This is a genomic window from Brucella sp. LJL56, from assembly GCF_054871705.1.
The window spans coordinates 277,411-302,688 of sequence record NZ_JBTXLQ010000004.1 but is presented as its reverse complement, the minus strand read 5'-3'; the positions used below and the strand labels follow the sequence as shown (position 1 = coordinate 302,688).

Below are 25,278 nucleotides of genomic sequence, written 5' to 3'. Positions count from 1 at the left end.
TGGTGTTTACTTCGTGCCGTACATGCGGTCGCCCGCATCGCCGAGACCGGGAACGATATAGCCCTTTTCATCGAGGCGCTCATCAATGGAGGCTGTGAACACGTCGACATCCGGATGGGCGTCGGTAAAGCGCTTGATGCCTTCCGGTGCCGCCAGCAGACAGAGGAAGCGGATATTGGTCGCGCCGCGTTCTTTCAGCTTGTCGATGGCGGCGATTGCCGAATGCCCGGTGGCCAGCATCGGATCGACCACGATGATGAGGCGGTTGACGATATCTTCCGGCGCCTTGAAGTAATATTCGACCGGCTGCAGCGTGTCGTGATCGCGGTAAAGGCCGATATGGGCGACGCGCGCGGCGGGCACCAGATCGAGCATGCCTTCCAGAAGGCCATTGCCTGCGCGCAGGATCGAGGCGAAGACCAGCTTCTTGCCTTCAAGTACCGGCGCGTCCATCGGCATCAACGGTGTTTCGATCGGCATGGTGGTCAGTTCGAGATCGCGCGTCACTTCATAGCAGAGCAACAGCGATATTTCCTTCAGCAGCCGTCGAAAGCTGGCTGTCGACGTTTCCTTCTTGCGCATGATGGTGAGCTTGTGCTGGACAAGCGGATGGCTGACGACTGTAACGCCCATGATCTTTCCACTTTTCTTGTTATCTTTTTGACTTTAGCGGCAGTTTGCGCCGGAGAAAACGCGTGGCGAGCGCGCACGCACAGTTTTATGTCTCTTTGGCCATTTTTAAGCGCTAACGCAAGCCAGTTCAAAGGTGCCGGATCACAAAAGGGGTAGTGGAGGACGGTCTCTGCTTGTATCGTTCGGCACAAGCTTTATATGCATAACCGAAAATCATTTTCGTCAGACTATTCAAAAAGCAGGATGAGCTATGAGCCAGCAGAACGGCAATGCGGACCGCGTCGGCGCACAAGGTGGCATGGAGCATTCATTCGGCTTCAAGGCGGTTGACGAAAGCGAAAAGCAGGGTCTGGTCAACGACGTTTTCCATAAGGTCGCCAGCAAGTACGACGTGATGAACGATCTCATGTCGGCGGGCATGCACCGCGTCTGGAAAGATGCGATGATTGCATGGCTGGCGCCGTCGAAGCGCCCCGGCTGGACCTCCCTCGACGTTGCAGGCGGTACCGGCGATATTGCTTTCCGCATTGTGGAGGCTTCCGGTCGTCAGGCCCATGTCACCATTCTCGATATCAATGGCTCGATGCTCGGTGTTGGTCGTGAACGGGCGATCAAGAAGGGCCTTGCCGACAATCTCGAATTTGTTGAAGCCAGTGCCGAAGAGCTGCCATTTGAAGATGCGAGCTTCGATGCTTACACGATTTCGTTCGGCATTCGCAATGTTCCGCATATCGACAAGGCGCTGTCCGAAGCTTATCGCGTGTTGAAGCCGGGCGGTCGTTTCCTCTGCCTCGAATTCTCCGAGGTTGAACTGCCGGTTCTCGACAAGGTTTACGACCAGTGGTCGTTCCACGCCATCCCACGCATCGGCAAGATGATTACCGGGGATGCCGATTCCTACAGCTATCTGGTTGAATCGATCCGCAAATTCCCCAAGCAGCAGGATTTTGCCGCGATGATCGAGAAGGCTGGTTTCGAGCGCGTGAGTTATCGCAATTTCACTGGTGGCATTGCCGCGCTTCATTCCGGCTGGAAGCTTTGATTGTGCCTGTGATGAATTGGGGTCAGAACGGGGCATCGAGGCATGAGTAATCTATCCGCCGCTTTTCGGCTGATGCGGGCCGGATGGATATTAACGCGCGAAGGCGTTATCAGCGCCTTGCCGGTGGAAGGGCTTTCCGGTCTTCCGGCGTTCGGGCACAAGATTGCAGGCATTCTGGCGCGCCCGCGTGCGCGGCACATGCAGCGTTCCGAGCGCATGTCGCGAGCCATGAACAAGCTCGGTCCATCCTATGTGAAGCTTGGCCAGTTTCTGGCAACCCGCCCGGATATTGTCGGGCAAGATGTTGCTGCCGATCTGGAGCTTTTGCAGGATCGTCTCGACTTCTTCCCGCAAGCCGATGCGATTGCCGGCGTCGAAGGCTCGCTTGGTCGCAAGATCGATGATCTTTACCTGCATTTCGATGCGCCGATAGCGGCGGCGTCGATGGCGCAGGTGCATCCGGCTGAAGTCATGAAAGACGGAACGCGCCAGAAGGTTGCGGTCAAGGTTATTCGGCCGGGCGTTCGCCAGCGCTTTGCCCGCGACCTTGAAGGTTTCTACATGGTTGCGCGCATGCAGGAGCGCCACGTGCCCTTCACGCGCCGTCTGCGCCCGGTACAGGTTGTCGAGACGCTTCAGCAGACCACCCGCATCGAGATGGATCTGCGTCTGGAAGCGGCAGCGCTTTCCGAGATTGCCGAAAACATCAAGGGCGACGAAGGTTTTCGCGTGCCCAACGTCGATTGGGAGCGGACCGGTCGCGATGTGCTGACGCTCGAATGGATCGACGGCATCAAGATGTCGGATATTTCTGCGCTTGAAGCAGCCGGTTTTGATCTTAAGAAGCTTGCCGAAACGCTGATCCAGTCCTTCCTGCGTCATACACTGCGTGACGGCTTTTTCCACGCCGACATGCATCCCGGCAATCTGTTCGTCGACCCGCAAGGTATTATCGTTGCGGTCGATTTCGGCATCACCGGACGGCTCAACAAGCAGCAGCGGCGCTTCCTTGCCGAAATTCTCTATGGCTTCATCACCCGCGATTACATGCGTGTGGCCGAAGTGCATTTCGAAGCGGGTTATGTGCCACACACCCATGATGTGGCGAGCTTTGCGCAGGCCATTCGCGCTATCGGTGAGCCGATCCACGGCCAGCCGGCAGAAACCATTTCCATGGCCAAGCTTTTGACGCTTCTGTTCGAAGTGACCCAGCTTTTCGACATGGAGACACGGCCGGAACTTCTGATGCTCCAGAAAACCATGGTTGTCGTGGAAGGGGTGTCGCGTACGCTCAATCCGCATTTCAATATGTGGAAAGCGGCGGAGCCGGTCGTCGGCGACTGGATCGCCAAAAATCTTGGACCGCAAGGCATGCTTCTCGACGCGAAGGACAGCGCTTATTCGCTGCTGCATTTCACGCGCAAGACGCCGGAACTTGTGGCACGTGTGGAGCGAGTTTCGGTGGCGCTGGATGATATGGCCGCCAACGGTTTGCGCTTCGATGCGGCGACGGCGGAAGCCATCGGTCGCGCTGAAGCCAAGCATTCGCGCTGGGGCCGGATAGCGCAGGTGGTGATTGCAGTTTCACTCGCGGCGATAGCGATTAAACTCTATCTTTGGCTCTAAGTTCACTTTTAAAGTGACAGATCAACCCTGTTGTGATTTCAGTGATTGCACTTGTAACGGGCAGGTGCAATCAGATGGCCAGTATTACGATTCGTAATCTCGACGATGCCGCTAAAGAACGACTGCGCATCAGGGCAGCACAGAATGGGCGCTCCATGGAAGAAGAGGCGCGGCTTCTTCTGGCCGGACTGAATGAAGCTCCGCAAACTATTGCAGTATCTTCAGGTGCAGGAACTTCGCTGGCTGGCAAACGCATTCTTCTCATTATCGGCGGTGGCATCGCCGCCTATAAGACGCCGGACCTCATTCGGCGGCTGCGTGAGCGTGGCGCGCATGTGCGCCCGTTGATGACGGCAGCAGCGCAGCAATTCGTGACACCGCTGACCATTGGCGCAGTTTCCGCCGATCATGTCTTTACCGATCTTTTTTCCCGCGAGGATGAGCAGGATGTAGGCCACATCCGGCTGGCGCGCGATGCGGACCTGATCGTGGTCGCGCCCACGACCGCCAATCTGATGGCCAAGATGGCCAATGGTCTGGCTGACGATCTTGCTAGCGCAGTACTGCTTGCCCGCAAAGTTCCGGTGCTCGTTGCACCTGCCATGAACCCTGCCATGTGGGATAATTCCGCGACGAGACGCAACCGTCTGACGCTCGAAAAGGACGGCGTGCACTTCATTGGTCCGGAGAAGGGCGAGATGGCGGAAAGCGGTGAAGCCGGAACAGGCCGGATGAGTGAACCGCTGGCAATTGTCGCGGCAATAGAAAATTTGCTGGCACCGCCGGCAAAGCCGCTTGCTGGCAAAACCATTGTCATGACTTCCGGCCCCACGCACGAGCCGATTGATCCGGTTCGCTACATTGCCAACCGTTCGTCGGGCAAGCAGGGCCATGCCATCGCGGCGGCGCTGGCGCGATTAGGTGCTGTGGTGCATCTGGTGTCCGGTCCAGTCAATATTCCCGACCCCGACGGCGTTGACGTCATCCATGTCGAGACGGCGCGCGAGATGCAGGCGGCAGTGGAGCGACATCTCCCCGCCGATGCGGCGGTGATGGTTGCAGCCGTTGCCGATTGGCGCACCGCCAATGAAGCCGGGCAGAAGATCAAGAAAAAGCCCGGCGAAAGCGCTCCCACACTTGCCATGGTCGAGAACCCCGACATTCTCGCGGGTGTCGGTCACAGTGACAAGCGACCGGGTCTGGTGGTCGGCTTTGCAGCGGAAACGCAGGACGTGGCAGAAAACGCGCAACGCAAGCTGGAGAAAAAGGGTGCGGACTGGATCGTCGCCAATGATGTTTCAGGCGATGTGATGGGTGGCGACCGCAATCATGTGCGCATCTTGAGCCATTCCGGCATTGAGGAATGGCCGGAGATGAGCAAAGAGCAGGTTGCTGAAAAGCTGGCGGAGAAGATCGCCGCCAGCCTTGCGGATTAAACCTTGTCGCGGACCTGATAGTCCTTGACGGTGGCGAAGCGGATATCCTTCCAGCGTTCGGCCTCGTAATTGAGAGAGAAGCCGTTCTGCGCCAGGAAGACTGGGTCATGGTCGAGGTCATGCGCGATGTCCGCGCGATGCGAGGCAATGAAGCGGTCGAGTTCGGCCGGGTCGTCGGCGGAAATCCACCGGCAGACGGAGAAGCGCGACATTTCAAAGCCGACCGGTAGCGAATATTCCACTTTCAGGCGTTCCGTCAGAACGTCGATCTGGAGAGCGCCGACCACACCGACAATGGCCGGAGAACCGTCATCGGGTACAAAGAGCTGCACGACGCCTTCCTCGGCCATCTGCTGCAGCGCTTCGCGCAGCTTCTTGGCCTTCATGGCGTCGTCGAGGCGCACGCGGCGCAAAATTTCCGGGGCAAAGTTCGGCACACCGCGGAACAGAATATCCTCGCCCTCGGTCAGCGTATCGCCGATGCGCAGCGTGCCGTGGTTGGGAATGCCGACCACATCACCCGCAAAAGCCTCGTCGGCGATCTGGCGCGAACGCGCAAAGAAGAATTGCGGTGCGGACAGGCTCATCGGTTTGCCGGTGCGCACCAGCTTTGCCTTCATGCCACGTGAAAGCTTACCAGAGCAGACGCGCAGGAAGGCGATGCGGTCGCGGTGGTTCGGGTCCATATTGGCCTGAATCTTGAACACGAAGCCGGTCATCTTGTCTTCGGTTGAACCGACCATACGCGTATCGGCCTGCTGGTCGCGCGGCGAGGGACCAAAATCGCAGAAGGCTTCAATCAGGTCGCGCACGCCGTAATTCTTCAGCGCCGAACCGAAATAAACCGGGGTCATATGACCTTCGCGGAAGGAAGCGAGATCGAACGGACGGCAGACGCCGCGTGCCAGCTCGACATTTTCCAGCCAGGCTTCGCGCTCGTTTTCAGGCAGAAGTGCCGCAGCCTCTGCCGGGCCGCTGACCCTGGTTGGCTGCTCTTCACTGTCCTGGCGGCGCATCGTGTCGTTATGCAGATCATAGGTGCCTGCAAAGCTCTTGCCGGAACCGATAGGCCAAGTGATCGGGGCTGTATCGAGCGCCAGCTTTTCCTCGATCTCGTCGAGGATTTCGAGCGGGTCGCGCGCTTCGCGGTCCATCTTGTTGACGAAGGTGACGATAGGAATGTCGCGCATGCGACAGACTTCGAACAGCTTCAGCGTCCGTGGCTCGATACCCTTGGCGGCGTCGATGACCATGACGGCAGAATCCACGGCAGTCAGCGTGCGGTAGGTGTCGTCCGCGAAGTCTTCGTGGCCCGGCGTGTCGAGCAGGTTAAAGATGCAATCCTTGTATTCGAAGGTCATCACCGAGGTGACGACCGAGATGCCGCGGTCGCGCTCGATGTTCATCCAGTCCGAACGGGTCTGGATGCGATCCTTCTTGGCCTTCACCTCACCGGCGAGTTGGATGGCGCCGCCGAACAGCAGCAGCTTTTCGGTCAGCGTGGTCTTACCGGCGTCCGGGTGCGCGATGATCGCGAATGTGCGGCGCTTGGAAACGGGGTGGTCAGCGGGCATGAAGAAACTCGTGATGGCGAAACGTTGGGCTGCGCGTGAAAGCGCGCCGCGAAGATGTTGGGGAGCATCTAGCAGGACTTGGCCGAAAGGTCGAGTTCAAATGAAAAGCGGCGCAGTGTGCGCCGCTTTGCCAGTGATGCGTGATGATGCTTATCGGCTCTTGATGCCAAGGCCGAAGGCGATGAAGGACCAGCCCTGGAAGATCAGGTCTATCGCCAGAAATAGACCGAGGATGAACAGGCTGTTGACCGGCCATTTGATGGCGATGATGAGACCAAGCAGCAAGGTGATGACACCGGCTGCGACAACCCAACCCCAGCCGGCAGCGGGCTTGGACTTGAAACCGAGCCAGATGCGGAAAGCACCGGAACCCAGAAGAGCTGCCGCCAGAAGGAAGGTCAGCACACCGGCCGCCAGTACCGGATTGATGAAGGCGACAATACCGGCTGCCGTATAGAGCAGGCCGCTCAGGAGCCAGAAGAAGAAGCTGCCCCAGGTTTTGACGCCGAACGCGTGAATGATCTCGATGACACCGCCGATCAGCATCATCAGGCCGACATAGTAGACCGAGACCACGGTGGCCAGAACGAGATTGCCGAAGGCGATGCCTCCGAGGATCAGCAGTGCCACCCCAAGGGCGACGAACCACCCCCACTTGCCGGTAAGTTCTTTTGGAAGGGTTGGTCGGTCGAAATCATTGTGAGCTGTTGCCATGAGACGTCCCTCAAATTTTCATGCCTCCTGAACAATATAAGGCATGTCCGGATTTTGACCAGCTTTTGCTCAGGACAGGTCAGATCGTTGTTGCCCCCACTGTTCGTTTGGTCTGCCTGGCATTATATCTCTTTGCTATTGCAGTCGTTTTCCGCTTAAAGTTAATGTGATGTTCGATCTCGTTTCCCACTACTGGCCGCATATCCTGTTTGTCCTGTCGGGCGTTCTTGGAGCGATCGCTGCCATTCACGCGACCATGACCAAGGAGGAGGTGCGCACCGCCATCGGCTGGGTTGGTGTGATCGTGCTGTCGCCCATCGTCGGGGCGGTGGTTTATGCCATCGCGGGCGTGAACCGGATTCGGCGTTCGACGCTCACCCACCAGCGCGCCAATATGGGCAAGATCGCGCTCTATCACCTGTCGCACTTTGATACGACGAACGATCTCGTGCGTGCCGCCTTCGGACGCCAGTTCGGGGCGATGAAGATACTTGGCGACGCAGTCAGCCTTTACGATTTCACCAGCGGCAACAGTATCGAGATGCTGGAAACGGGCGACGAAGCCTATGCCGCAATGCTCGACGCCATTGGCAAGGCCGAGCGCAGCATCATGCTGGAAACCTATATTTTCGACCGGGATGGTATTGGCGAAAAATTTGCCGATGCTCTGAGCGATGCAGTCAAGCGCGGCGTGGAGGTGCGGGTGCTGGTCGATGCGGTCGGCGCGCGTTATTCCTTTCCGAGCATCGTCAAGCTTTTGAAGGACAAAGGCGTTGCGGTTGATGTGTTCAACGGCAATATCATCATCGGGCTGCGCCTGCCTTATGCGAATCTGCGCACCCACCGCAAAATCCTCATTGTCGACGGCAAGATCGCCTTTACCGGAGGCATGAATATTCGTGCGGGTTTCGTGCGTGCGATTGCGGGTGATGCGGTTGCCTTCGATACGCATTTCAAGCTGGAAGGTCCGGCGATTGCCGATCTCTTTCACATCGCATCCGAAGACTGGCGCTTTGCGACCGGTGAACTCCTGACCGGCGGAGCCTGGAAGATAGCGCCGCCGGACAACCCGCCGGGAACGGGAACGCTGGTGCGTGTCGTCGGATCAGGTCCCGACAAGAATGTGGAAACCAACCAGCGCATGATGATGGGCGCGTTTTCGATTGCCGAGCAGCATATTCTCATCATGACGCCTTATCTTTTGCCGGATCGCGAACTGATCAGCGCGCTGGTGACGGCGGCGCGGCGCGGCGTGTCGGTGGATATCGTCGTGCCGGGCGTCAACAATCTGAAGCTGGTGGATCGTGCCATGCGCGCCCAGTTCGACCAGCTCTTGAAGGATGGCTGTCGCATCTGGCGGGCCGGTGGTGCTTTCAATCACTCGAAGCTGATGACCATCGACGGTGCATGGTCCTATGTCGGATCGTCGAATATCGATCCGCGCTCGCTGCGGCTGAATTTCGAGGTCGATCTTGAAATCCTCGACCGCGACGTGGCACGTCAGGTGGAAGAACGCATCGGCAAGGTGATAGAGGGTAGCCGCGAGGTCAATCTTGCGCGGCTCAAGAACCGACCATTTCTGGAGCGACTTTTGGACCGGATTATTTGGCTTGGTTCGCCTTATCTCTAAAACTATCCAGCTCTGCTCGTGAATATTTCCGGGCTGTATTCTTCAAGCAGGTTTGTTGCCGATTTGAGATCGAGATGTGCCTTGATGGGCAGGTGATCGGATGCCAGGCGCGCCAGCGGCGTATTGTGGACTTCAACCGATGTAACCAGATTGTGCGGCGCACCCAGCACGCGATCCAGCGCAAAAACAGGGAACCGTGAAGGGAAACTCGGGACTGCTGTGGCGACGTGATTGAAGGTCGGCATCAGAGCTGCAAGCGACGAGCGCTTGCCGATGCGCCATTCGTTGAGGTCGCCGATCAGCAAGGTCGGCAGTGTGTCGGCCTCCTGCAAGGCGGTGAGAATGCTTTCGGCCTGCTGCTCGCGGGAACGTTTCAAGAGACCAAGATGCGCGGCGATCACGCGCAAGGGGCCTGCCGGAAACTGCAAGTCCGCAACCAGTGCACCACGCGGCTCGACGCCGGGAAGCTTGAGCTGCTGCACATTGCGCACCACGCCTTCGCGGAACAGAAGCACATTGCCATGCCAGCCATGGCCCTTGGGCATTGTTGAGGTGATGGGGACGGGTATGAGACCATGGCGGCGTTCAAGCAGGCCGAGATCGAGCAGGCCGGAACGTTCGCCGAAACGCCTGTCGGCTTCCTGCAGGGCGATCACATCCGCGTCGATTTCACTGATAACTTCGGCCGTGCGTTGCGGATTGAACTGCTTGTCGATGCCGATGCATTTGTGGACATTGTAGGATGCAATGACAATATCGCCGCCGGTAATATTGGCGTTGAGCGGCCTGTAACCCGGCCTGTTCCGGATAGCCGTCAGGATGGATTTCGATATCCGGTTTGGTTCTTTCTTCTTCAGCACCCGTTTTTCACCTGTCAGGTATTCGGTTCCGAAAGACTATGACATCCGCCAGTGAGATAAACTGGTATCCGTCTGAAACTGTATTGCAACATCCTATATATAGACAGGTTGCACGCCCGTTTGAATAGCAATCCCCTACACAATTAGGCGACTACCTTGCAATGAAACGGATCAGCCTGTCGGTAAGACCTGTGTAGGGTGGCTTGATGAGATCGCTTGGAGCCAGGGCGTATTTGGTCAGGACCGGCATGGCCTTGGAAAAGGTCAGAAAGCCGTCATGGCCATGATATTGCCCCATGCCGCTCGCGCCCACGCCTCCGAACGGCAAGTCGCTGCAGGCGAAGTGATAAAGCGTATCGTTGACGCAGACGCCACCCGCAACAATGCGGCTGAGCATCATTTCAATCTCTGCCGTGTTGTCGCTGAAACAGTATAGCGCCAGCGGACGATCAAGCTTGAGAATGAAACCGATTGCATCGTCGAGCAGGCGATAGCTGACGATTGGCAGAAGCGGGCCGAAAATCTCCTCCTGCATGATCGCGCTGTCTGTGGCAGGTTCCAGCACCAGTGCAGGCGCCATGAAACGGGGCTGATCGGAGTTTGCCGGAAGCTCGATGACGGTCTCGCTCCTGTTTGCGGCATCGGCCAGCAGTTTCGACAGTCGCATTTCCTGAGCATCATTGATGATTGTCGTGCGGTCTTTTTCCGCTGATGCACTGCCGTAACGCATCTGCATTTCGGCACGCAGAAGGTCCACGAAGTCGTCGCGCTGGCTGTGATGGATCAGAACATAGTCCGGCGCGATGCAGGTTTGCCCTGCATTGAAGAATTTGCCAGTGGCGATTGCGCGGGCGGCGCGTTTGAGGTTGGCGTTTTCGCTGACAATGGCGGGCGACTTGCCGCCAAGCTCGAGCGTTACCGGGGTCAGGTTTTGCGCTGCGGCCGCCATGATCTTGCGCCCGACGGCGGTGGAGCCGGTGAAAAAGAGATGGTCGAATGGCAGCGACGCGAATTGCGCGGAAAGCGATGCGTCGCCAAGTGCCACGGTAACACGATCATCTGGAAAAACATCTGCAAGCAGGCTTTGCAGAAATTCGGCGGTGTGCGGTGTGTGTTCGGATGGTTTCAGGAAAACGTGGTTTCCGGCTGCGATTGCCGCGACAAGCGGCGCCAGTGCGAGATTGACCGGATAGTTCCACGGTGCGATGATCCCCACCACGCCCAGTGGAACATAGCGGATTTCGGCTTTGGCAGGCCACATTTTCCAACCGGCCTTGCGGCGTTTCGGCTTCATCCAGCGCTTGAGTTTGTGCAGGGCATCATCGATTTCGGCAAAAACGACGCTGGCTTCACCGAGTAGGGTTTCGTGCAGCGACCGATTGCCGAAATCCGTGCTGATGGCTTTCGCCATTTCATCCAGTCTCGCTTCGAGCCTTTCACGCAGACGCTTCAGGTCGTCCAGGCGCTGTTCATAGGCAGGCCGATCTTCAAGCCATGCCTGCCGCAGGCGCTCGAATGCGGTTTGCAATGCTTGTGCTTCAGTCACCATAGGCAAAATCCTCCGTCGAACGAGCAAAGAGGAATTGCGCGGCATAATAGGTTGCAAGCACCCAGAGGCCGTTCAGCGGAATATCGAAGCTGAACCGTCCATAGGCAAGCAATGTGTCGCTTGCCATGAAGAAGAGGCCACCTGCTGCAGCAAGCCAGGCGGCATAGCGCTGCGGCGTTCCCGGTTCGGTGTCGAGCGCGCGGCTCATCGCCTGTGCCGCCATGATGCCGAGTGCGGCGGCATAGATGATGACGGGGATTTTCATGGGTGTCGGCAGCGATGACCAGAGTCCCGCTATGATGGCAAGGGCTGCGATGGCGAAAAGGACGAAAACGCCTTTATGCGCGGCAAAGCGTGCACGGCGGCAAAGCGCATAGATATAAGCGCAATGGGTGATGAGAAAGCAGATCAGTCCCGCCATGAAATAATCGCCGGGCAGCATCAGAAACAAGTCGCCGAGTGCGGCAAAAGCCAGGCCAAAGGCGACCGCGAAACCATAGGATTTCGATTTGGGGCGCCCGGCGCAAAGCACGGCTGCGAGCAGCAGCAGCGTTGCGGTCGGCTTGGTCAGATAATGCAGCCAGCGCCATGCGGAAGCTTCGCCATTATAGCTCATGAGACTGCCCGCAATGGCGCAGACTGCGCAGAACAGAAACAGGCCGTAAAGCGTTCTGTTCCCTTCAAACTCCAGCAAGCCTCTTCGGCGCATATTGGCTCCCCGTTATTATAATTGTAAGCAAATGGATTAGGGTCAAAAGGTCGTCGGATTGTGCCGCCAATTGCGAGATCAGCGCAATAGGCACAATTCATCGGGCTGTTGACAAAGCCCAGCCGAAGGAAGCGGGCTCCTGGTTGTCCGGGGCCGGAAAGCCCGGTTGGAATCAGGAAAGGTTCTTGCGTCGCTCGATCTCTTCTTCCGATGGGTGGTCCATCGCAAAAGAACCGGTCTTGAGATCGCCTGAACGCTGATAATTGGCAATGATGACGCCGCTGGGCGATGCGGTGGAGCTGACCAGCTTGAAGGCTGCTGGCATGGACTGTCCGTCGAACAGGCGCTTGCCCGTGCCGAGGACGACCGGATAGATCAACAGCCGCAACTCGTCGACCAGATCGCTGGCAAGTAGCTGATGAGCAAGTTCGCTGCTGCCCGAAACTGACAGGTCGGGACCTTCGGTCGCCTTGATGGCCTTCAATGAGGCGATGATATCGTCGCCCAACAGTTCGCTGTTCTGCCAGCTCAGGCTTTCCGGCCTGTGCGTCGCGACATATTTCGTCACTTCGTTGAACATTCTGGCAATCTCGCCTTCACCAGGTACAAAACCGGGGTCGTTTGGGTCTGTTACCTGATGCGGCCAATGGGCAGCAAAAATATCATAGGTGCGCCTGCCCAAAAGCAGGTCGAACGGCTTGGAAAAGCTCTCGCCCATCGCTCCGGCAACCACATCGTCCCAATAGGGCACGGTCCAGCCGCCATATTCGAACTGACCGGTCCGGTCCTCTTCCGGTCCGCCCGGCGCCTGCATCACGCCGTCGAGGCTCAGGAACGTTCCAACAATGATCCGTCGCATGATTTTCCTCCCAGGAAAGCCCGCCTCGCGGGACGTACCTTACAGGTTGGAAGCGGATCAGGATAGACGAGGGCTGTCAGGAAGTGATTCTGCTGTCTTGCGCCTTTTGCGGTCGATGCGCTCGGCTCGGGTGGAAAGCTCCGTATTGCCTTCAAGGTCGGTCTGCAAAATGAGGCCTTCCTGCTTCAGCCAGCGGATGATTTCGCCAAAGTCCCGATCATAGTCCGGTTGTTGCATGGCTCATCTCGCCTCCGATTTCCGTATGACGAGAATGCGCGGAGCGACCGCTTGTTGCAACAAGCGGCGGTCAGAAACGATGCCAGATCGTCGCTTTGTTTTTCTGCCAGCCGTTTCTATGCAGTAAAGGCGTGTCGTCAACTGCCTGCGGCCAGCCGATGCACAGATAAAGGCCAAAACGCCAGCTAGGCTGAACCTGGAAAAGCGTTTCCATTGCGCTTGGATCGAGAATGGAAACCATGCCGACACCGAGCCCGAACGATCTTGCCGCCAGATTGAGGTTCTGGACCGCCATCGCCGTGCTGTGCTCCAGGGTGACGGCCATGGACTGTCTTCCGAGGCCGTGCCCTTCGATGGGTGCCGTTTCGGTGAAAATCGCAAGCTGCAGGGGAGCAACCTCTATGCCTTCCAGTTTCAAATCGCGATAATGCTCTGCGCGCGCCCCTTCATAGATTTGTGCGGCTGACCGGTTGGCTTCGATGAATATATCGCGGACGGCAGCGCGTATCGGGATACTCTCGACTGAAATCACCCGCCAGGGACGGGCATTGCCGACGGAGGGGGCGTAGGTCATCGCTTCTTGCAAAGCGGCGATGATTCCGTCGTCCACGGTCGCATTGCTGAAGTGACGAACATCGCGCCGCCATTTCAGCAATTCAAAGAAAGCGTTGCGTTCGGAGGGAGAAAACTGCATCGACTGCCAAATCTGTTGGTCGGATTAACCGGCTCAAAGCCGGATCCTGCCGGGACGACAATCCGGAAACAAAAAAGCCCGCTTGCGCGGGCTTTTTGGGATGCTTCTGAACCTTGGTAGTGGTTCGAAGACTTGGAAATGGTGCCCAGAAGAGGACTCGAACCTCCACGCCCTTGCGAGCGCCAGCACCTGAAGCTGGTGCGTCTACCAATTCCGCCATCTGGGCGACGAGGACCCATCTAAGGGGTCGACCTGCCTCTGTCAATCGCGTTTTCGACATTCAGCCAGCTTTTTTTCAGCCAATGCTTTTTTCGCGTTGAAAAGAGGGACGGGCGCGCTGACGCGCCCGATAAATTCACAGCCAGACAGCTATCAGGCTTCGAGAATTTCCTTTGAAGCAACAGTCGAATCGGCATTGAGCCGGTAAACGACCGGAACACCGGTGTTGAGTTCCTGCTTGAGAATCTGTTCCGGTGTCAGGCCGTCGAGCGCCATGATGAGCGCGCGCAGCGAATTGCCGTGCGCGGCAACCAGAACCGTCTCGCCGCGCAGCACGTGCGGCTGCACCGTGTGGAGATAATAGGGCCATACGCGGGCGCCGGTGTCCTTCAGGCTTTCGCCACCCGGAGGCGGGACGTCATAGGAACGGCGCCAGATGTGGACCTGTTCTTCACCCCACTTGGCGCGGGCGTCATCCTTGTTGAGGCCCGACAGGTCACCATAGTCGCGCTCGTTCAAAGCCTGATCGCGGATTGTCTTGAGATCAGACTGGCCGAGCTGGTCAAGAATGTGCTGGCAGGTCACCTGCGCACGCGACAGCACGGACGTATAGGCGATGTCGAACTTCAGACCGGCGGCTTTCAGGCGCTGGCCAGCGGCCTTGGCTTCGGCATGGCCCTGTTCGGTCAGGCCCGGATCGCGCCATCCGGTGAAAAGGTTCTTGAGGTTCCATTCACTTTGACCGTGGCGGACCAGGACGAGAGTACGAGACATATGCAACGCTCCATTAATAAAGATAATCAGTCATTCAGCCCGAGAACGTCGAGCATGGAATAGAGACCGGGCTTCTTGCCATGAGCCCAGAGTGCGGCCTTGATCGCGCCGCGCGCAAAGACCGAACGGTCTTCGGCATGATGGGAAAGAACGACGCGTTCACCGGGACCGGCCAGGATCACCGAATGATCACCGATTACCGAACCGCCGCGCAATGTTGCAAAGCCGATGGAACCGGTTTCGCGTGGGCCCGTATAGCCGTCGCGCACGCGGACGCTGTTTTCCGCCAGTGCTATGTCGCGTCCCTTGGCTGCGGCTTCGCCGAGAAGCAGCGCAGTGCCGGACGGTGCATCGACCTTGTACCTGTGATGCATTTCAAGAATTTCGATGTCGAAATCTTGCGGGTCGAGCGCTTGCGCTGCCTTTTGCACGAGAACGGACAGAAGATTGACGCCGAGGCTCATATTGCCGGATTTGACGATGGTTGCGTGGCGGGCGGCGGCATGGATTTTTTCATCATCCTCGGTCGAACAGCCTGTCGTGCCGATGACATGAACGATGCGCGCCTGCGCGGCAAGCCCTGCAAACTCGACGCTGGCCGCAGGGCTTGTGAAATCAAGGACGCCTTGCGCCTTGGCAAAGATCGGCAGCGGATCGTCGGTGATGGTGACGCCGAGTGGCCCAATGCCGGTCACTTCACCCGCATCGCGGCCCAGAAAGGGAGAGCTGGAGCGTTCGATGGCGCCGACCAGCTTCACGCCTTCGATGGTCTGGATGGTACGGATCAGGGTTTGGCCCATGCGTCCGCCAGCGCCGACGACGACGAGGCCCATTTCGCTGTTTTGCGTTTCTCCGCTCATCGGGATTCTCCTGTCCGCAATTCTTCTGCCGACTGTTCGGTGATGATATCGCCGTTGCCGCTCTGCAATTGATAGAAGCGCGCATAGACGCCGTTCTGGATGGCGATCAGATCGTCGTGACGGCCTTCCTCCACAACGCGACCGGCTTCCATCACCACGATGCGATCCGCATTGACTACCGTGGAAAGGCGATGTGCAATCACGATTGTGGTGCGGTTCTGCATGATGCCTTCCAGCGCCTGCTGGACCCGCTTTTCCGATTCGTTATCGAGCGCGGAAGTCGCTTCGTCGAGCAGCAGAACCGGCGCATTGCGCACGATGGCGCGGGCAATCGAAACGCGCTGTCGCTGGCCGCCGGAAAGCGTCACACCGTTTTCGCCGACCGGGGTATCGTAGCCCTGCGGCTGTTGCAGGATGAAATCATGCGCATGGGCAAGCTTCGCGGCCTCGATGATTTCCTCATCCGTCGCGTCAGGGCGGCCATAGCGGATATTGTCGGCAATGGTGCCTTCGAACAGATAGGGCTGCTGAGAGACATAGGCGATGGCATGGCGCAGCGACCGTTTCCTGACCTGTGCGATATCCTGTCCGTCGAATAGAATCTTCCCGCTATCGAGATCGTAGAAGCGCTGGACGAGATTGATGAGCGTCGATTTGCCCGCGCCAGAAGCACCGACCACGGCGGTGGTTTCGCCCGCTTTGGCGACAAAGCTGACGCCATGCAGCACAGGGGCTGTCTCGTTATAGGAGAAATAGATGTCCTCGAAGCGGATTTCGCCGGGACCGGCTTTCAGCTCCACAGCGCCGGGAAGATCGCGCTGGCGCGGCTCTATATCCAGCACTTCATAGATCATGCGCGCATTGACGAGCGCCTTCTCCAGCCCGACCTGAAGGCGGGCGAGGCGACGTGCCGGATCATAGGCAAGCAGCATAGCGGTGATGAAGGCAAAGGTTGCACCGGGCGGCTGCTGTTCGAGAATGGCGCGATAGCCGCTATAGGCCAGCACGCCGGAGACGGCAACACCGGCCAGCATTTCGGAAATGGGCGTCGTGCGTTCGGAGACCTTGGCAATCTTGTTGCTGCGGCCTTCGGACTGGTCAATGAGCTTGCCGATCTTGGCGCGCAACTGATCTTCCATCGTAAAGGCTTTGACGATGGCAATACCCTGGATCGATTCCTGCATGGCGCCCAGCAGATGGGAATTGAGATGCACGAGATCGCGGGTGACGGAGCGGATACGGCGAGAAATATAGGCAACGGCGAGAATGAGCGGCGGGCCGATCAGGAAAATCGCAACCGACAGGACCGGGTCCATGTAGAACATCGTGCCGATGAGACCGATAAGCGAGATGAGATCGCGCGCGATCGACGAAATCGTCATGTTTAGAAGATCGCGAATGCCGGAAACATTCTGGTTGATCTGCGCCGCCAGATGGCCGGAGCGGGTATCGTTGTAGAAGTCGAGGCCGAGCTTCATCAGATGGTCGAAGATGCGCTTCTGATAGCGCGCGACCAGATTGTTGCCGATCTTGGCCAGTTCCACCGCCTGCACATAACCGGCAATGCCACGGAAGATAAACAGCGCGAGAAGTGTGCCGCAGATGATCCAGACCAGATTGAGCTGCTGCTCGACAAAAATCTTGTCGATCATCGGTTTCATCATATAGGCCAGCGCACCGTTCGAGCCGCCGACGATCAGCGATGCAAGGATGGCGATGATGTAGTTCTTTTTATATTCGCGGATGTTTTCCGACATCATGCGCCGGATTACGCGGGTGGCTTCGCCCGTGTCGATCTTCTTGTTCTTCTTCTTGAATAGACTCACGTGCAAAAGCGCTTTTTGTCTCAGAGCCTTCCGGTTGACCCGGCGGCTATCGTTGAAAAATACGACTTCCCATACGGAAACGCTGCACTGAAAAAGCCAGCGGCAATTTCAGTGCAGCGTTTCTATAACGTTATCCGTGCGGCTTGACCATCCTCAAGCTTTGCCGGTCAGTCGATGCGCCAGCGGCGTCCTTCGGTCGAGACTTCGAAACGGGCAGGGGCCTGCGCAAAGGCCGAAAGCCCGGTGAGGGCTGCAAGCTGGTGCGTGATTACGCGGACAGGAATGTCGCGCATGATGGCCTTGTGCGGGGCCTTGTCTTCGAAGGCTTCACGGAAAGCACCGGCCTTCAGCGCGGAAAGAATGCGCTGCGGAATGCCGCCGGAAAGGTAGACACCGCCCTGCGCCATGAAGACCAGCGCCAGATCGCCTGCAAGGCGCCCGAGGTAAGTGACGAACAAATGCAGGGTTTCTTCTGCCTGCGCATTGCTGCCGTCAAGCCCGGCTGAGGTGATGTCGGCGGGGGTCTCCAGCGTTGGCGTCACCTTGTCGGCGGCGCAGATGGCAAGATAGAGGTTGCGCAGGCCGCGCCCGCAAAGAATCTGCTCGCCTGCGACGCGGCCTTCGATGCGCTCGATATGCGGGAATACCTGATAATCGCGTTCACTCCGGGGACCGATATCAATGTGACCGCCTTCGCCCGGAACCGGCACCCATGCATGGCGCGTGCGGACAAGACCGGCAACGCCAAGCCCCGTGCCCGGCCCGAGCACGACGCGGGTGGCGATCACTTCTTCCGGCTTGCCGCCGATCTGCTCCAGATGATCGCTGCCGAGAGACACAACAGCGAGCGCCTGCGCCTCGAAATCGTTCAGCACCGTCACGTCCTCGAAACCGAGATCGGCGATCATCTTCTTCGGGCGCACGACCCAGTCGCAATTGGTAAGGTCGATTTCATCACCGTCTACAGGGCCTGCCACAGCGAGAATCGCGGAACGTGGCTGGATCGAGGTGTGATCGAGAATGGCGCTCTGTATCGCCTCATCGATGGTGGCATAATCTGCCGTCTGGAGAACGGGAAACTCCTTCGGCTCGGCATTGGAATCCACGAGGATAGCAAAGCGGGCATTGGTGCCGCCGATATCGCCGACGAGTACTGGAAACCGGAAACTCTGTTCGGCGTCGATAGTCGCTAGCATGTCCTCTCCCTGGTCATGTCTTCCACTTGCAACGGTTTCCCGTTGGTGGGTCAGTTTTGTGCAGGCTTAATCAAGAGCCTTGATCAGTTTTTCCGCTGTTGCACGATTGAGCGCCATGGGAATGTCGTAGACGCTGCCGAGACGCGTCAGCGCCTTCACATCGACATCGTGTGGTAGTGGCGATAGCGGATCGATGAAGAAGATGAGCACTTCGACCGTGCCTTCCGCGATCATCGCGCCGATCTGCTGGTCCCCGCCCAGCGGCCCGCTTTTCACACGCTGAATACGGAGAGAAGGGCAGGCATCCAGAATGAGACCGCCGGTTGTGCCCGTCGCCACGATGTCATAGCGGGCCAGCGCCTGCTCGTGAGCCGTTGCGAAGGCAACCATGTCATCCTTCTTCTGATCGTGGGCGATCAATGCGATGCGCAGGCGTTCCGTCATGAATGAGCAACCTTACGAGTTGATAACCTTGTCATTAGCACTCTAAATCGTTTTAATCCTATAGAGAAGCACTAGAGACCTGAAAAGAGGTTTTACTTTAAAAGCCTTTCTACTGCGCGCCGTAGGTGACATCCGCGACCGAATTCGGCGCAGGGCCGTTGAGGACGGCAGCGCAGGCTTTCGGCAGATCGGAAACCATGACCGGACGTGGCTTTTTCGGCGGTTCCTTCGACGGCTTTGCAGGCTTCCACGGCTCGTCAGTGAACCACCATGCGAGCGACTTGTCACAACCGTCACCGGCAGCCACCTTTGGCTGCGCCTTGCACTGTGGTGAGCCGGGCTGGCAGGTCAGGCGGACGTGGAAATGGTAGAAGTGACCCCAATAGGGACGCACCTTGCCGAGCCAGCTTCTGTCACCCGTCACCGTGTCGCAAAGCTGCTTCTTGATGCCCGGATGCACGAAGATGCGCTCGACTTCCGGATAGCTTGCGGCATGTTTGATGAGGGCCGTGCGGGCAGGGGTCCATTTCTTGGGATCGACGTATAGCGAATCCGGCTTCAGCATCGAAACGGCAGAAACGCTCTCGCGTTGGGCATCGGTGAACCGCTTTTTCGGCATCGGCGTCAGCCAGATATCGGCATCGAGACCGACCTGATGCGAGGCGTGACCAGTGAGCATCGGCCCGCCGCGGGGTTGCGAGATGTCGCCGACGAGCAGACCGGGCCAACCATCCTGTGCTGCATCACGGGATAGTTTTTCCAGAAGACCGATCATGCGCGGATGGCCCCAGCGACGATTGCGAGAAAGGCGCATCACTTGCCAGTTCGGTCCGTCCGTCGGCAGTGCCACGGCCCCGGAGAGGCAACCCTTGGCATAGAAGCCGATGGATTGTGGCTGCTGCGCCAGCACGGGAAGCGTTTCGCCACCGAAAGCCTGTTTGGCAGGCATGTCCTCCGCCATGGCCATCGGCACGAAGTCGGGCGCGATCATTGCGGCCAGCGAGGCTGCGAGAACGATCTTTTTCAGTTTGTTTGCGAGCATGGGGCAATTCCATGTTTGGCCAAAGGGCGCTGCGGTCGCGAATCAAGGCAACCGGATTGCGGGCATTATGCTGTGTGATGGGCGGGCCTTCAATGGTGGTCGACAGTTTGCTGCTGCCGACCACCATTTCACTCAGTTCTTCCGTATCTTTGCAAGCAAGACCAGAACCAATAGCGGCATGAATGTGCAAAAGACGATCAGCGGCCAGGCAGTATCGCCCGGCAGAAAGATGACCAGTGCGGTTCCTGCCAGACTGACGATCAGGCTCTGAATGCAGAAATAGACTGCGACGGCCATGCCTGCACTGTCATCAAAGGCTGCAAGCGCGCCATTTGCTGTCATCGATGCTGTGAGAACGATCCCGACGGCGGCAAGCCACATCGGGACGATGAGGCTTGTGAACGATGGTTGCAGCAGTTTCTCGCCCGCCAAAAGCAGGAGCGCGCTGGCAAGGAGAACGGCCATGCCAAGTGCGACGCTGGTGCGGGCGCCCCATCTTTGCGTATGGCGTGACAGGATGCGCGTGGCAACGATCATAACGATGGCGACACTTGCGAAGGCGAAGCTGAAGCTGGTCTCGCCGAAACCGCCGCGTTCGATCAGAATGCGCGGCGCCGTGGAAAAGAACACGAAAAACGTGCCCATTGCCGTCGCAAAGCCCAACGTGTAGGTCCAGAAACTGAAATCCTTCATGATCCGGCCCAAACTTCCGGTGCTTGAGGCATTGCTGGTCGGTCGCGTCTCGTGCCAGTGGCGCAAAGCGCGCCATGTTGCGACCAGGCCGAACACGCCAAGCATCGCAAAGATTGCCCGCCATCCGAAACCCTTTGCAATGAGTGCGCCAGCGATTGGTCCAAGGGCAGGGACGAAGGAAAGCATGGCGCTGAAAAGGCCGTAGATCGTCGCGCCTTCGGGGCGGTTCGCATAGACATCGCGGACCGCTGCGAAAGTGGCGACAAGTGCCGCCGAGGCGCCTGTTGCCTGCACGAAGCGAAGCGCCACGAATAGCGTGGCATTGTCGGTGATTGCCAGAGCGAAGGACGAAAGGGTGAAGACCAGTCCGCCGCCGACAAGGATTGGCCTGCGTCCGAAACGGTCCGACAACGGGCCGAACAGGAGTTGCCCGACACCCAGCATCACCATGTAGAGGCTGAGCGTGAACTGCACCATGGCGGGTGTCGTTTGCAGGATTGCGGGCATGGAAGGCACCACCGGCAGGTAGATGTCCATGGCCAGTGAAGCGAGAATGTCGAAGGGAGCCATCAGCGCGAGCGCAAATGGCAGGGAGTGATCCCAACGTGGATTTTGTTTGTTATCAAAAGGCATGACGAAGCATCCGCTCGAGAAAAAATTCGGGCGACGATCTGCCTTCTTTAAAACGCGCGTCTTATCCGAAAACCGTCACACGCTTTTCGGGATGCGCTTTTCGGGAAATTGGTCCGGGGCAGATGCCGCAACAGGTCGGAAAGGCTGTTGCGGCTTATCTGGTTGCGAGTTCGGTGCTGCTCATTCTGTGTTGTCCCGGTTCGATTGCAGACCTGCTTTTAGCATTGGCGCGACTTCAGCGCCAGCTATCGTCACGCCACATGGCCGAGAAGGCCGTCTTGTAGTCGGGATAGACGAATTCGTAGCCGAGATCTCTGATACGCTGGTTGGAGACACGCTTGTTCTCGCCATAGAAGGAACGCGCCATCGGCGTCATGTCGGCTTCCGCGAAGGGGACTTCCGGTGGCGGCGTCACGCCCATCAGTTCGGCTGCATAGGTGACGACATCCTGTGGCGGGCTTGGTTCATTGTCGGTGATATTGAAGATGCCGCCCGTATTGGTCCCTGCCAGAAAGCGAAGGCTGCCGGCAATGTCATCGACATGGATGCGGTTGAAAACCTGATTTTCCTTGACGATGCGTCGTGCCGTGCCGCGCTCCAGATTGACGAAGGCATTGCGGCCCGGCCCGTAAATGCCGGAAAGGCGCGAGATTGCGAGCGGCGTTCCATACCGTTCGCTTAAACGTGCCCATGCTTCTTCGGCTTCAACGCGCTCCAGACTGCGGCGGGACGCAGGCTTGCAGGGTGCCGTCTCGTCCACCCATTCGCCCTGATGATCGCCATAGACGCCGACTGTCGACAGATAGCCGATCCAGCGAATGGTGTTGTCGGGGCGGCGAAGCGCTTCCTCAACGACGGCGACCGCCGGATCGCCGCTTTCGCCGGGAGAGATCGAAACCACCACATGGGTCGATTGGGCAAGCCGGTCGAGAAGTTCGGGCGAGGGCGTCTCGCCATCGAACAGCATCGGCTTTATGCCTGCCTGTTCAAGGAGCGGGAATTTCTGCTCGTGCCGCGTGGTCCCGTCGATGCGTTCCGCCTCACCGGTCATCCTTTGAGCAAAGGCCTGGGCGGAATAACCGGCTCCGAACAGAAAAATGCGCATCAAACTTCCTCCATATTCCATTCCGCCTGCACCGTAGCATCCTCTTCCGATGAGGCCAGACGTTTCTGCATTTCAGCTACGTGGTCTGGATTGGCCAATTGCTTCAACGCCCATATAGCCGCCCCGCGCACGACCGGCGCTTCGTCTTCCAGCAATCGTTCGACATCTGGCAGAAGAGCTTCATCACCGGAATTACCAGTAGCGATCAGCACATTGCGGATGAAGCGATCGCGTCCGATACGCTTTACAGGGGAGCCGGAAAACAAGGTGCGGAACGCGGGGTCATCCAGTGTCAACAGATCGGCCAGACGTGGCGCTTTCAGATCGTCGCGTGCCATGAGCTTCATTTCGCTGGTGGCTTGCGCAAACTTGTTCCACGGGCAGACGGAAAGACAGTCATCGCAGCCATAGATGCGGTTGCCCATCGCCTCGCGGAATTCGTGCGGGATCGGTCCCTTGTTCTCGATTGTGAGATAGGAAATGCAGCGCCGCGCATCGATGCGATAAGGCGAGGGAAAAGCTTTGGTCGGGCAGACATCCAGACAGGCGCGGCAGGAGCCGCAATGGTCGCGGTCAGGCTGGTCAGGCGGGATTTCCGCCGTGGTGAAGATCGAGCCGAGGAACAGCCAGGAGCCGAGCTCACGGCTCACCAGATTGGTGTGCTTGCCCTGCCAGCCGAGACCGGCGGCTTGCGCCAGCGGCTTTTCCATGACGGGTGCTGTGTCGACGAAGACTTTGACATCCTGTCCGGCGCGCGCAGCGAAACGGCTCGCTACATGCTTCAGCTTGCCCTTGATGATGTCATGATAATCGCGGTTCTGCGCATAGACTGAAATGGCCGCGCGATCCTTTTCGTCCAGAATGGCGAGCGGATTGACGTCAGGTCCGTAATTCATTGCCAGCATCATGATGGAACGGACTTCCGGCCACAGTATGCTCGGATCGCTGCGGCGCGCTTCCGTTTCTTCCATCCATTCCATATCGGCATGGTGGCCGTCGGCAATATATTGCCGCAACCGTTCAGGCGCCTGCGGAATTGCGTCCGGCGTGGTGAAGGCAACGGCATCGAAACCAACCGCCTTCGCCTCTTCGATCAGGAAGCGCTTCAGCTTTTCTGTTTTGGAACTAGAAGTCGAGGTCGCCATAATGAGCCACCGGGGCAAGTCCGCGAACACGGTCGGAAAGCAGGGGGCGGAAAGCCGGGCGCGACTTCATCCGGGCATACCAGTCACGTGCCGCTTTGGTTTCGCTCCATTCGATTTCGCCCAGATAGTCTAGCACGGAAATGCAAGCCGCCGCAGCCGTGTCGGCGTAGCTTGGATGCGCGCCGCCAAGCCAGTCGCGGGTGGCGGCCAGCCAGTCGATATATTTCATGTGCTGGCGGATATTGGTGCGGGCGGCGCGAATGGCCGTTGAATCCGGTGCGCTACCGCCCATCTCGGCGGCCATCTGCAGCTTGAACACACGTTCGCGGGCGATATGGCGCGTCACTTCGTTTTCGAACTTGAGCAGGAACCAGTCGACGAGGCGGCGCACCTCGGCGCGTTCCATCGGGCTTTCCGGCAGAAGACGGCGGCTGCGTTTCAAGGCACCGCGTGTCTCGTCCAGATATTCGGCGATTACCGTCGGGCCGACGACTGGAAGGTCGTTTTCAGCCAGAAGCACGGGCAAGGTGCCCGCCGGGTTCAGTGCCAGAAATTCCCTGCGGCGCGACCATGGTCGTTCCTCGATCAGCTCCGCTTCAACGCCATATTCGCCGAGGATGAGCCGCACATAGCGCGAACCCGAAGACATGGGATGATGAAAAAGCGTAAGCATGATCGACGCGATACTCTCGACTGAAGCTTGAATTGAACGTCCGGAGATTGGCACGGCGGCTGGCGTTTGCCCATGCAGCAGGCTATTCCTGCTACCAAGCGATTCGACGCCGCCTCAACGGAATATAAAGTCTATAAGACCTATGTTTGCGGGAGACAAGCAATCGCTCGACGTGCTCGTTGTCGCCTCAACACCCGCAATCGCGGGCCGGTTCAGATGCCTCCATTGTACTCACCATTCTAAGGTACTGACTTCATGGATATTTTTAATCTGCTGGAAGCCGCGTTTCTCGGTCTTGTCGAAGGCTTGACCGAATTTATCCCGGTTTCCTCCACCGGGCATTTGCTGCTGATCGGCCATTTTCTCGGCTTTGAATCCACAGGAAAGACTTTTGAGGTGCTGATCCAGCTCGGCGCCATTCTGGCCATTCTGACTGTCTATTCGGCAAAACTCCTGAAAATCCTGACCGATTTTCCGCGCGATGCCCGCACGCGGCGCTTTGTCTTGGGTATCCTGATCGCTTTTCTGCCCGCAGCCTTTATTGGTGCGCTGGCGCATGGCTTTATCAAGAGCGTGCTGTTCGAGACGCCGATGCTGGTATGCATCATGCTCATTATAGGCGGGTTCATTCTGCTCTGGGTGGACCAGCTCAATCTGCGTCCGCGCTATCACGATGTCATGGATTATCCGCTGCCGATCTGCCTCGCCATCGGCTTCATCCAATGCCTTGCCATGATCCCCGGCGTGTCGCGCTCCGGCTCCACCATTGTCGGCTCGCTGCTGCTCGGTGCGGACAAGCGATCAGCGGCGGAATTCTCGTTCTTTCTCGCCATGCCGACCATGGCAGGCGCATTTGCCTATGATCTTTACAAGAGCCGCAATATCCTGTCGTTCAACGACGGCGCATTGATCGGGATCGGCTTCGTGATGGCTTTCATCTCCGGCGTTTTCGTCGTGCGCTATCTGCTCGATTACGTGTCCCGCCATGGCTTCAAGCTATTTGGATGGTGGCGCCTGATCGTCGGATCGGTGGGGCTGGCAGCATTGCTTGTATGGGGTTAAACAAAAAGGGGCCTTTCGGCCCCTTATTCATTTTCCGATGAAT

General features: G+C 58.1%; 24 protein-coding genes and 1 tRNA gene. 5 read left to right on the top strand and 20 right to left on the bottom strand.

What is annotated here, in order from left to right; translation table 11 throughout:
• Positions 1-6: 6 nt before the first annotated feature.
• Positions 7-633, bottom strand: a complete 627-nt coding sequence (gene upp / locus ACYSN1_RS15780; RefSeq protein ID WP_461726547.1) for a uracil phosphoribosyltransferase — start codon at positions 631-633, stop codon at positions 7-9.
• Positions 634-883: 250 nt separating this feature from the next.
• On the opposite strand from upp, the gene ubiE reads away from it, so the two are divergent.
• The 3 genes from ubiE to coaBC all read left to right on the top strand — a co-directional run bounded on the left by ubiE (position 884) and on the right by coaBC (position 4,737).
• Entirely contained in the window at positions 884-1,675 is a 792-nt protein-coding gene (ubiE, locus tag ACYSN1_RS15775; protein WP_010659383.1) for a bifunctional demethylmenaquinone methyltransferase/2-methoxy-6-polyprenyl-1,4-benzoquinol methylase UbiE, read from the top strand.
• Positions 1,676-1,717: 42 nt separating this feature from the next.
• Positions 1,718-3,301 carry a 2-polyprenylphenol 6-hydroxylase gene (ubiB, locus tag ACYSN1_RS15770; RefSeq protein ID WP_461726546.1) on the top strand — a complete coding sequence of 528 codons (1,584 nt, stop codon included), beginning with the start codon at positions 1,718-1,720 and terminating at the stop codon, positions 3,299-3,301.
• A gap of 74 nt (positions 3,302-3,375) precedes the next feature.
• The gene (gene coaBC, locus ACYSN1_RS15765) at positions 3,376-4,737 is read left to right on the top strand and encodes a bifunctional phosphopantothenoylcysteine decarboxylase/phosphopantothenate--cysteine ligase CoaBC (RefSeq protein WP_461726545.1); all 1,362 of its coding nucleotides are present in this window, start codon (positions 3,376-3,378) and stop codon (positions 4,735-4,737) included.
• Here the strand turns inward: coaBC and ACYSN1_RS15760 are convergent.
• Entirely contained in the window at positions 4,734-6,311 is a 1,578-nt protein-coding gene (locus tag ACYSN1_RS15760) for a peptide chain release factor 3 (RefSeq protein WP_461726544.1), read from the bottom strand. The two genes, coaBC and ACYSN1_RS15760, sit on opposite strands and share 4 nt — an antisense overlap.
• Positions 6,312-6,461: 150 nt before the next feature.
• Positions 6,462-7,025, bottom strand: coding sequence for an HdeD family acid-resistance protein (locus tag ACYSN1_RS15755; RefSeq protein WP_140021497.1), 564 nt, complete (start codon positions 7,023-7,025; stop codon positions 6,462-6,464).
• A 169-nt stretch (positions 7,026-7,194) separates the two neighbouring features.
• Here ACYSN1_RS15755 and cls point away from each other — a divergent pair, with 169 nt between their 5' ends.
• On the top strand, positions 7,195-8,655 hold the full coding sequence (gene cls, locus ACYSN1_RS15750) for a cardiolipin synthase (RefSeq protein ID WP_461726543.1): 1,461 nt from the start codon (positions 7,195-7,197) through the stop codon (positions 8,653-8,655).
• 2 nt (positions 8,656-8,657) lie between these two features.
• Here cls and ACYSN1_RS15745 read toward each other — a convergent pair whose 3' ends face one another.
• The 17 genes from ACYSN1_RS15745 to ACYSN1_RS15665 form a co-directional block, all read right to left on the bottom strand.
• Positions 8,658-9,515: an endonuclease/exonuclease/phosphatase family protein gene (locus ACYSN1_RS15745; RefSeq protein WP_461726542.1), complete on the bottom strand. Its 858-nt coding sequence runs from the start codon at positions 9,513-9,515 to the stop codon at positions 8,658-8,660.
• A gap of 151 nt (positions 9,516-9,666) precedes the next feature.
• Complete coding sequence (locus ACYSN1_RS15740; protein ID WP_461726541.1) at positions 9,667-11,064, bottom strand: coniferyl aldehyde dehydrogenase; 1,398 nt, start codon at positions 11,062-11,064, stop codon at positions 9,667-9,669.
• Positions 11,054-11,773: a lysoplasmalogenase gene (locus ACYSN1_RS15735; RefSeq protein WP_461726540.1), complete on the bottom strand. Its 720-nt coding sequence runs from the start codon at positions 11,771-11,773 to the stop codon at positions 11,054-11,056. Before ACYSN1_RS15735 ends, ACYSN1_RS15740 begins: the two co-directional genes overlap by 11 nt.
• Before the next feature lie 172 nt (positions 11,774-11,945).
• Positions 11,946-12,632, bottom strand: a complete 687-nt coding sequence (locus tag ACYSN1_RS15730; RefSeq protein ID WP_461726539.1) for a dihydrofolate reductase family protein — start codon at positions 12,630-12,632, stop codon at positions 11,946-11,948.
• Positions 12,633-12,689: 57 nt separating this feature from the next.
• Positions 12,690-12,869 carry a hypothetical protein gene (locus ACYSN1_RS15725; protein ID WP_461726538.1) on the bottom strand — a complete coding sequence of 60 codons (180 nt, stop codon included), beginning with the start codon at positions 12,867-12,869 and terminating at the stop codon, positions 12,690-12,692.
• A 70-nt stretch (positions 12,870-12,939) separates the two neighbouring features.
• Positions 12,940-13,563: a 5,6-dimethylbenzimidazole synthase gene (gene bluB / locus ACYSN1_RS15720; RefSeq protein ID WP_461726537.1), complete on the bottom strand. Its 624-nt coding sequence runs from the start codon at positions 13,561-13,563 to the stop codon at positions 12,940-12,942.
• Positions 13,564-13,702: 139 nt separating this feature from the next.
• A tRNA-Leu gene (locus tag ACYSN1_RS15715) sits at positions 13,703-13,789 on the bottom strand.
• A 146-nt stretch (positions 13,790-13,935) separates the two neighbouring features.
• Positions 13,936-14,556 (bottom strand): 2,3-bisphosphoglycerate-dependent phosphoglycerate mutase, encoded by a 621-nt coding sequence (locus ACYSN1_RS15710; RefSeq protein WP_461726536.1) that lies wholly within the window; start codon positions 14,554-14,556, stop codon positions 13,936-13,938.
• Positions 14,557-14,582: 26 nt separating this feature from the next.
• Positions 14,583-15,416, bottom strand: a complete 834-nt coding sequence (dapB, locus tag ACYSN1_RS15705; protein WP_461726535.1) for a 4-hydroxy-tetrahydrodipicolinate reductase — start codon at positions 15,414-15,416, stop codon at positions 14,583-14,585.
• Positions 15,413-17,242: an ABC transporter ATP-binding protein gene (locus tag ACYSN1_RS15700; RefSeq protein WP_461726534.1), complete on the bottom strand. Its 1,830-nt coding sequence runs from the start codon at positions 17,240-17,242 to the stop codon at positions 15,413-15,415. The genes dapB and ACYSN1_RS15700 overlap by 4 nt, the downstream gene beginning before the upstream one ends.
• Before the next feature lie 167 nt (positions 17,243-17,409).
• The gene (locus ACYSN1_RS15695; RefSeq protein ID WP_461726533.1) at positions 17,410-18,438 is read right to left on the bottom strand and encodes a glucokinase; all 1,029 of its coding nucleotides are present in this window, start codon (positions 18,436-18,438) and stop codon (positions 17,410-17,412) included.
• Between the two features lie 66 nt (positions 18,439-18,504).
• The gene (locus ACYSN1_RS15690; protein ID WP_461726532.1) at positions 18,505-18,882 is read right to left on the bottom strand and encodes a methylglyoxal synthase; all 378 of its coding nucleotides are present in this window, start codon (positions 18,880-18,882) and stop codon (positions 18,505-18,507) included.
• A 109-nt stretch (positions 18,883-18,991) separates the two neighbouring features.
• Positions 18,992-19,924 carry a penicillin-insensitive murein endopeptidase gene (gene mepA, locus ACYSN1_RS15685; protein WP_461726531.1) on the bottom strand — a complete coding sequence of 311 codons (933 nt, stop codon included), beginning with the start codon at positions 19,922-19,924 and terminating at the stop codon, positions 18,992-18,994.
• 132 nt (positions 19,925-20,056) lie between these two features.
• The gene (cml, locus tag ACYSN1_RS15680; protein WP_461726530.1) at positions 20,057-21,250 is read right to left on the bottom strand and encodes a CmlA/FloR family chloramphenicol efflux MFS transporter; all 1,194 of its coding nucleotides are present in this window, start codon (positions 21,248-21,250) and stop codon (positions 20,057-20,059) included.
• Positions 21,251-21,485: 235 nt separating this feature from the next.
• The gene (locus ACYSN1_RS15675; protein ID WP_461726529.1) at positions 21,486-22,355 is read right to left on the bottom strand and encodes an SDR family oxidoreductase; all 870 of its coding nucleotides are present in this window, start codon (positions 22,353-22,355) and stop codon (positions 21,486-21,488) included.
• A complete protein-coding gene (queG, locus tag ACYSN1_RS15670; RefSeq protein WP_461726528.1) occupies positions 22,355-23,500 on the bottom strand; it encodes a tRNA epoxyqueuosine(34) reductase QueG in 1,146 nt (381 codons plus the stop codon). Before queG ends, ACYSN1_RS15675 begins: the two co-directional genes overlap by 1 nt.
• Entirely contained in the window at positions 23,481-24,173 is a 693-nt protein-coding gene (locus ACYSN1_RS15665) for a glutathione S-transferase family protein (protein ID WP_105543267.1), read from the bottom strand. Before ACYSN1_RS15665 ends, queG begins: the two co-directional genes overlap by 20 nt.
• Positions 24,174-24,428: 255 nt before the next feature.
• Here ACYSN1_RS15665 and ACYSN1_RS15660 point away from each other — a divergent pair, with 255 nt between their 5' ends.
• Positions 24,429-25,235, top strand: coding sequence for an undecaprenyl-diphosphate phosphatase (locus tag ACYSN1_RS15660; protein ID WP_461726527.1), 807 nt, complete (start codon positions 24,429-24,431; stop codon positions 25,233-25,235).
• The last annotated feature ends 43 nt before the right edge of the window (positions 25,236-25,278 follow it).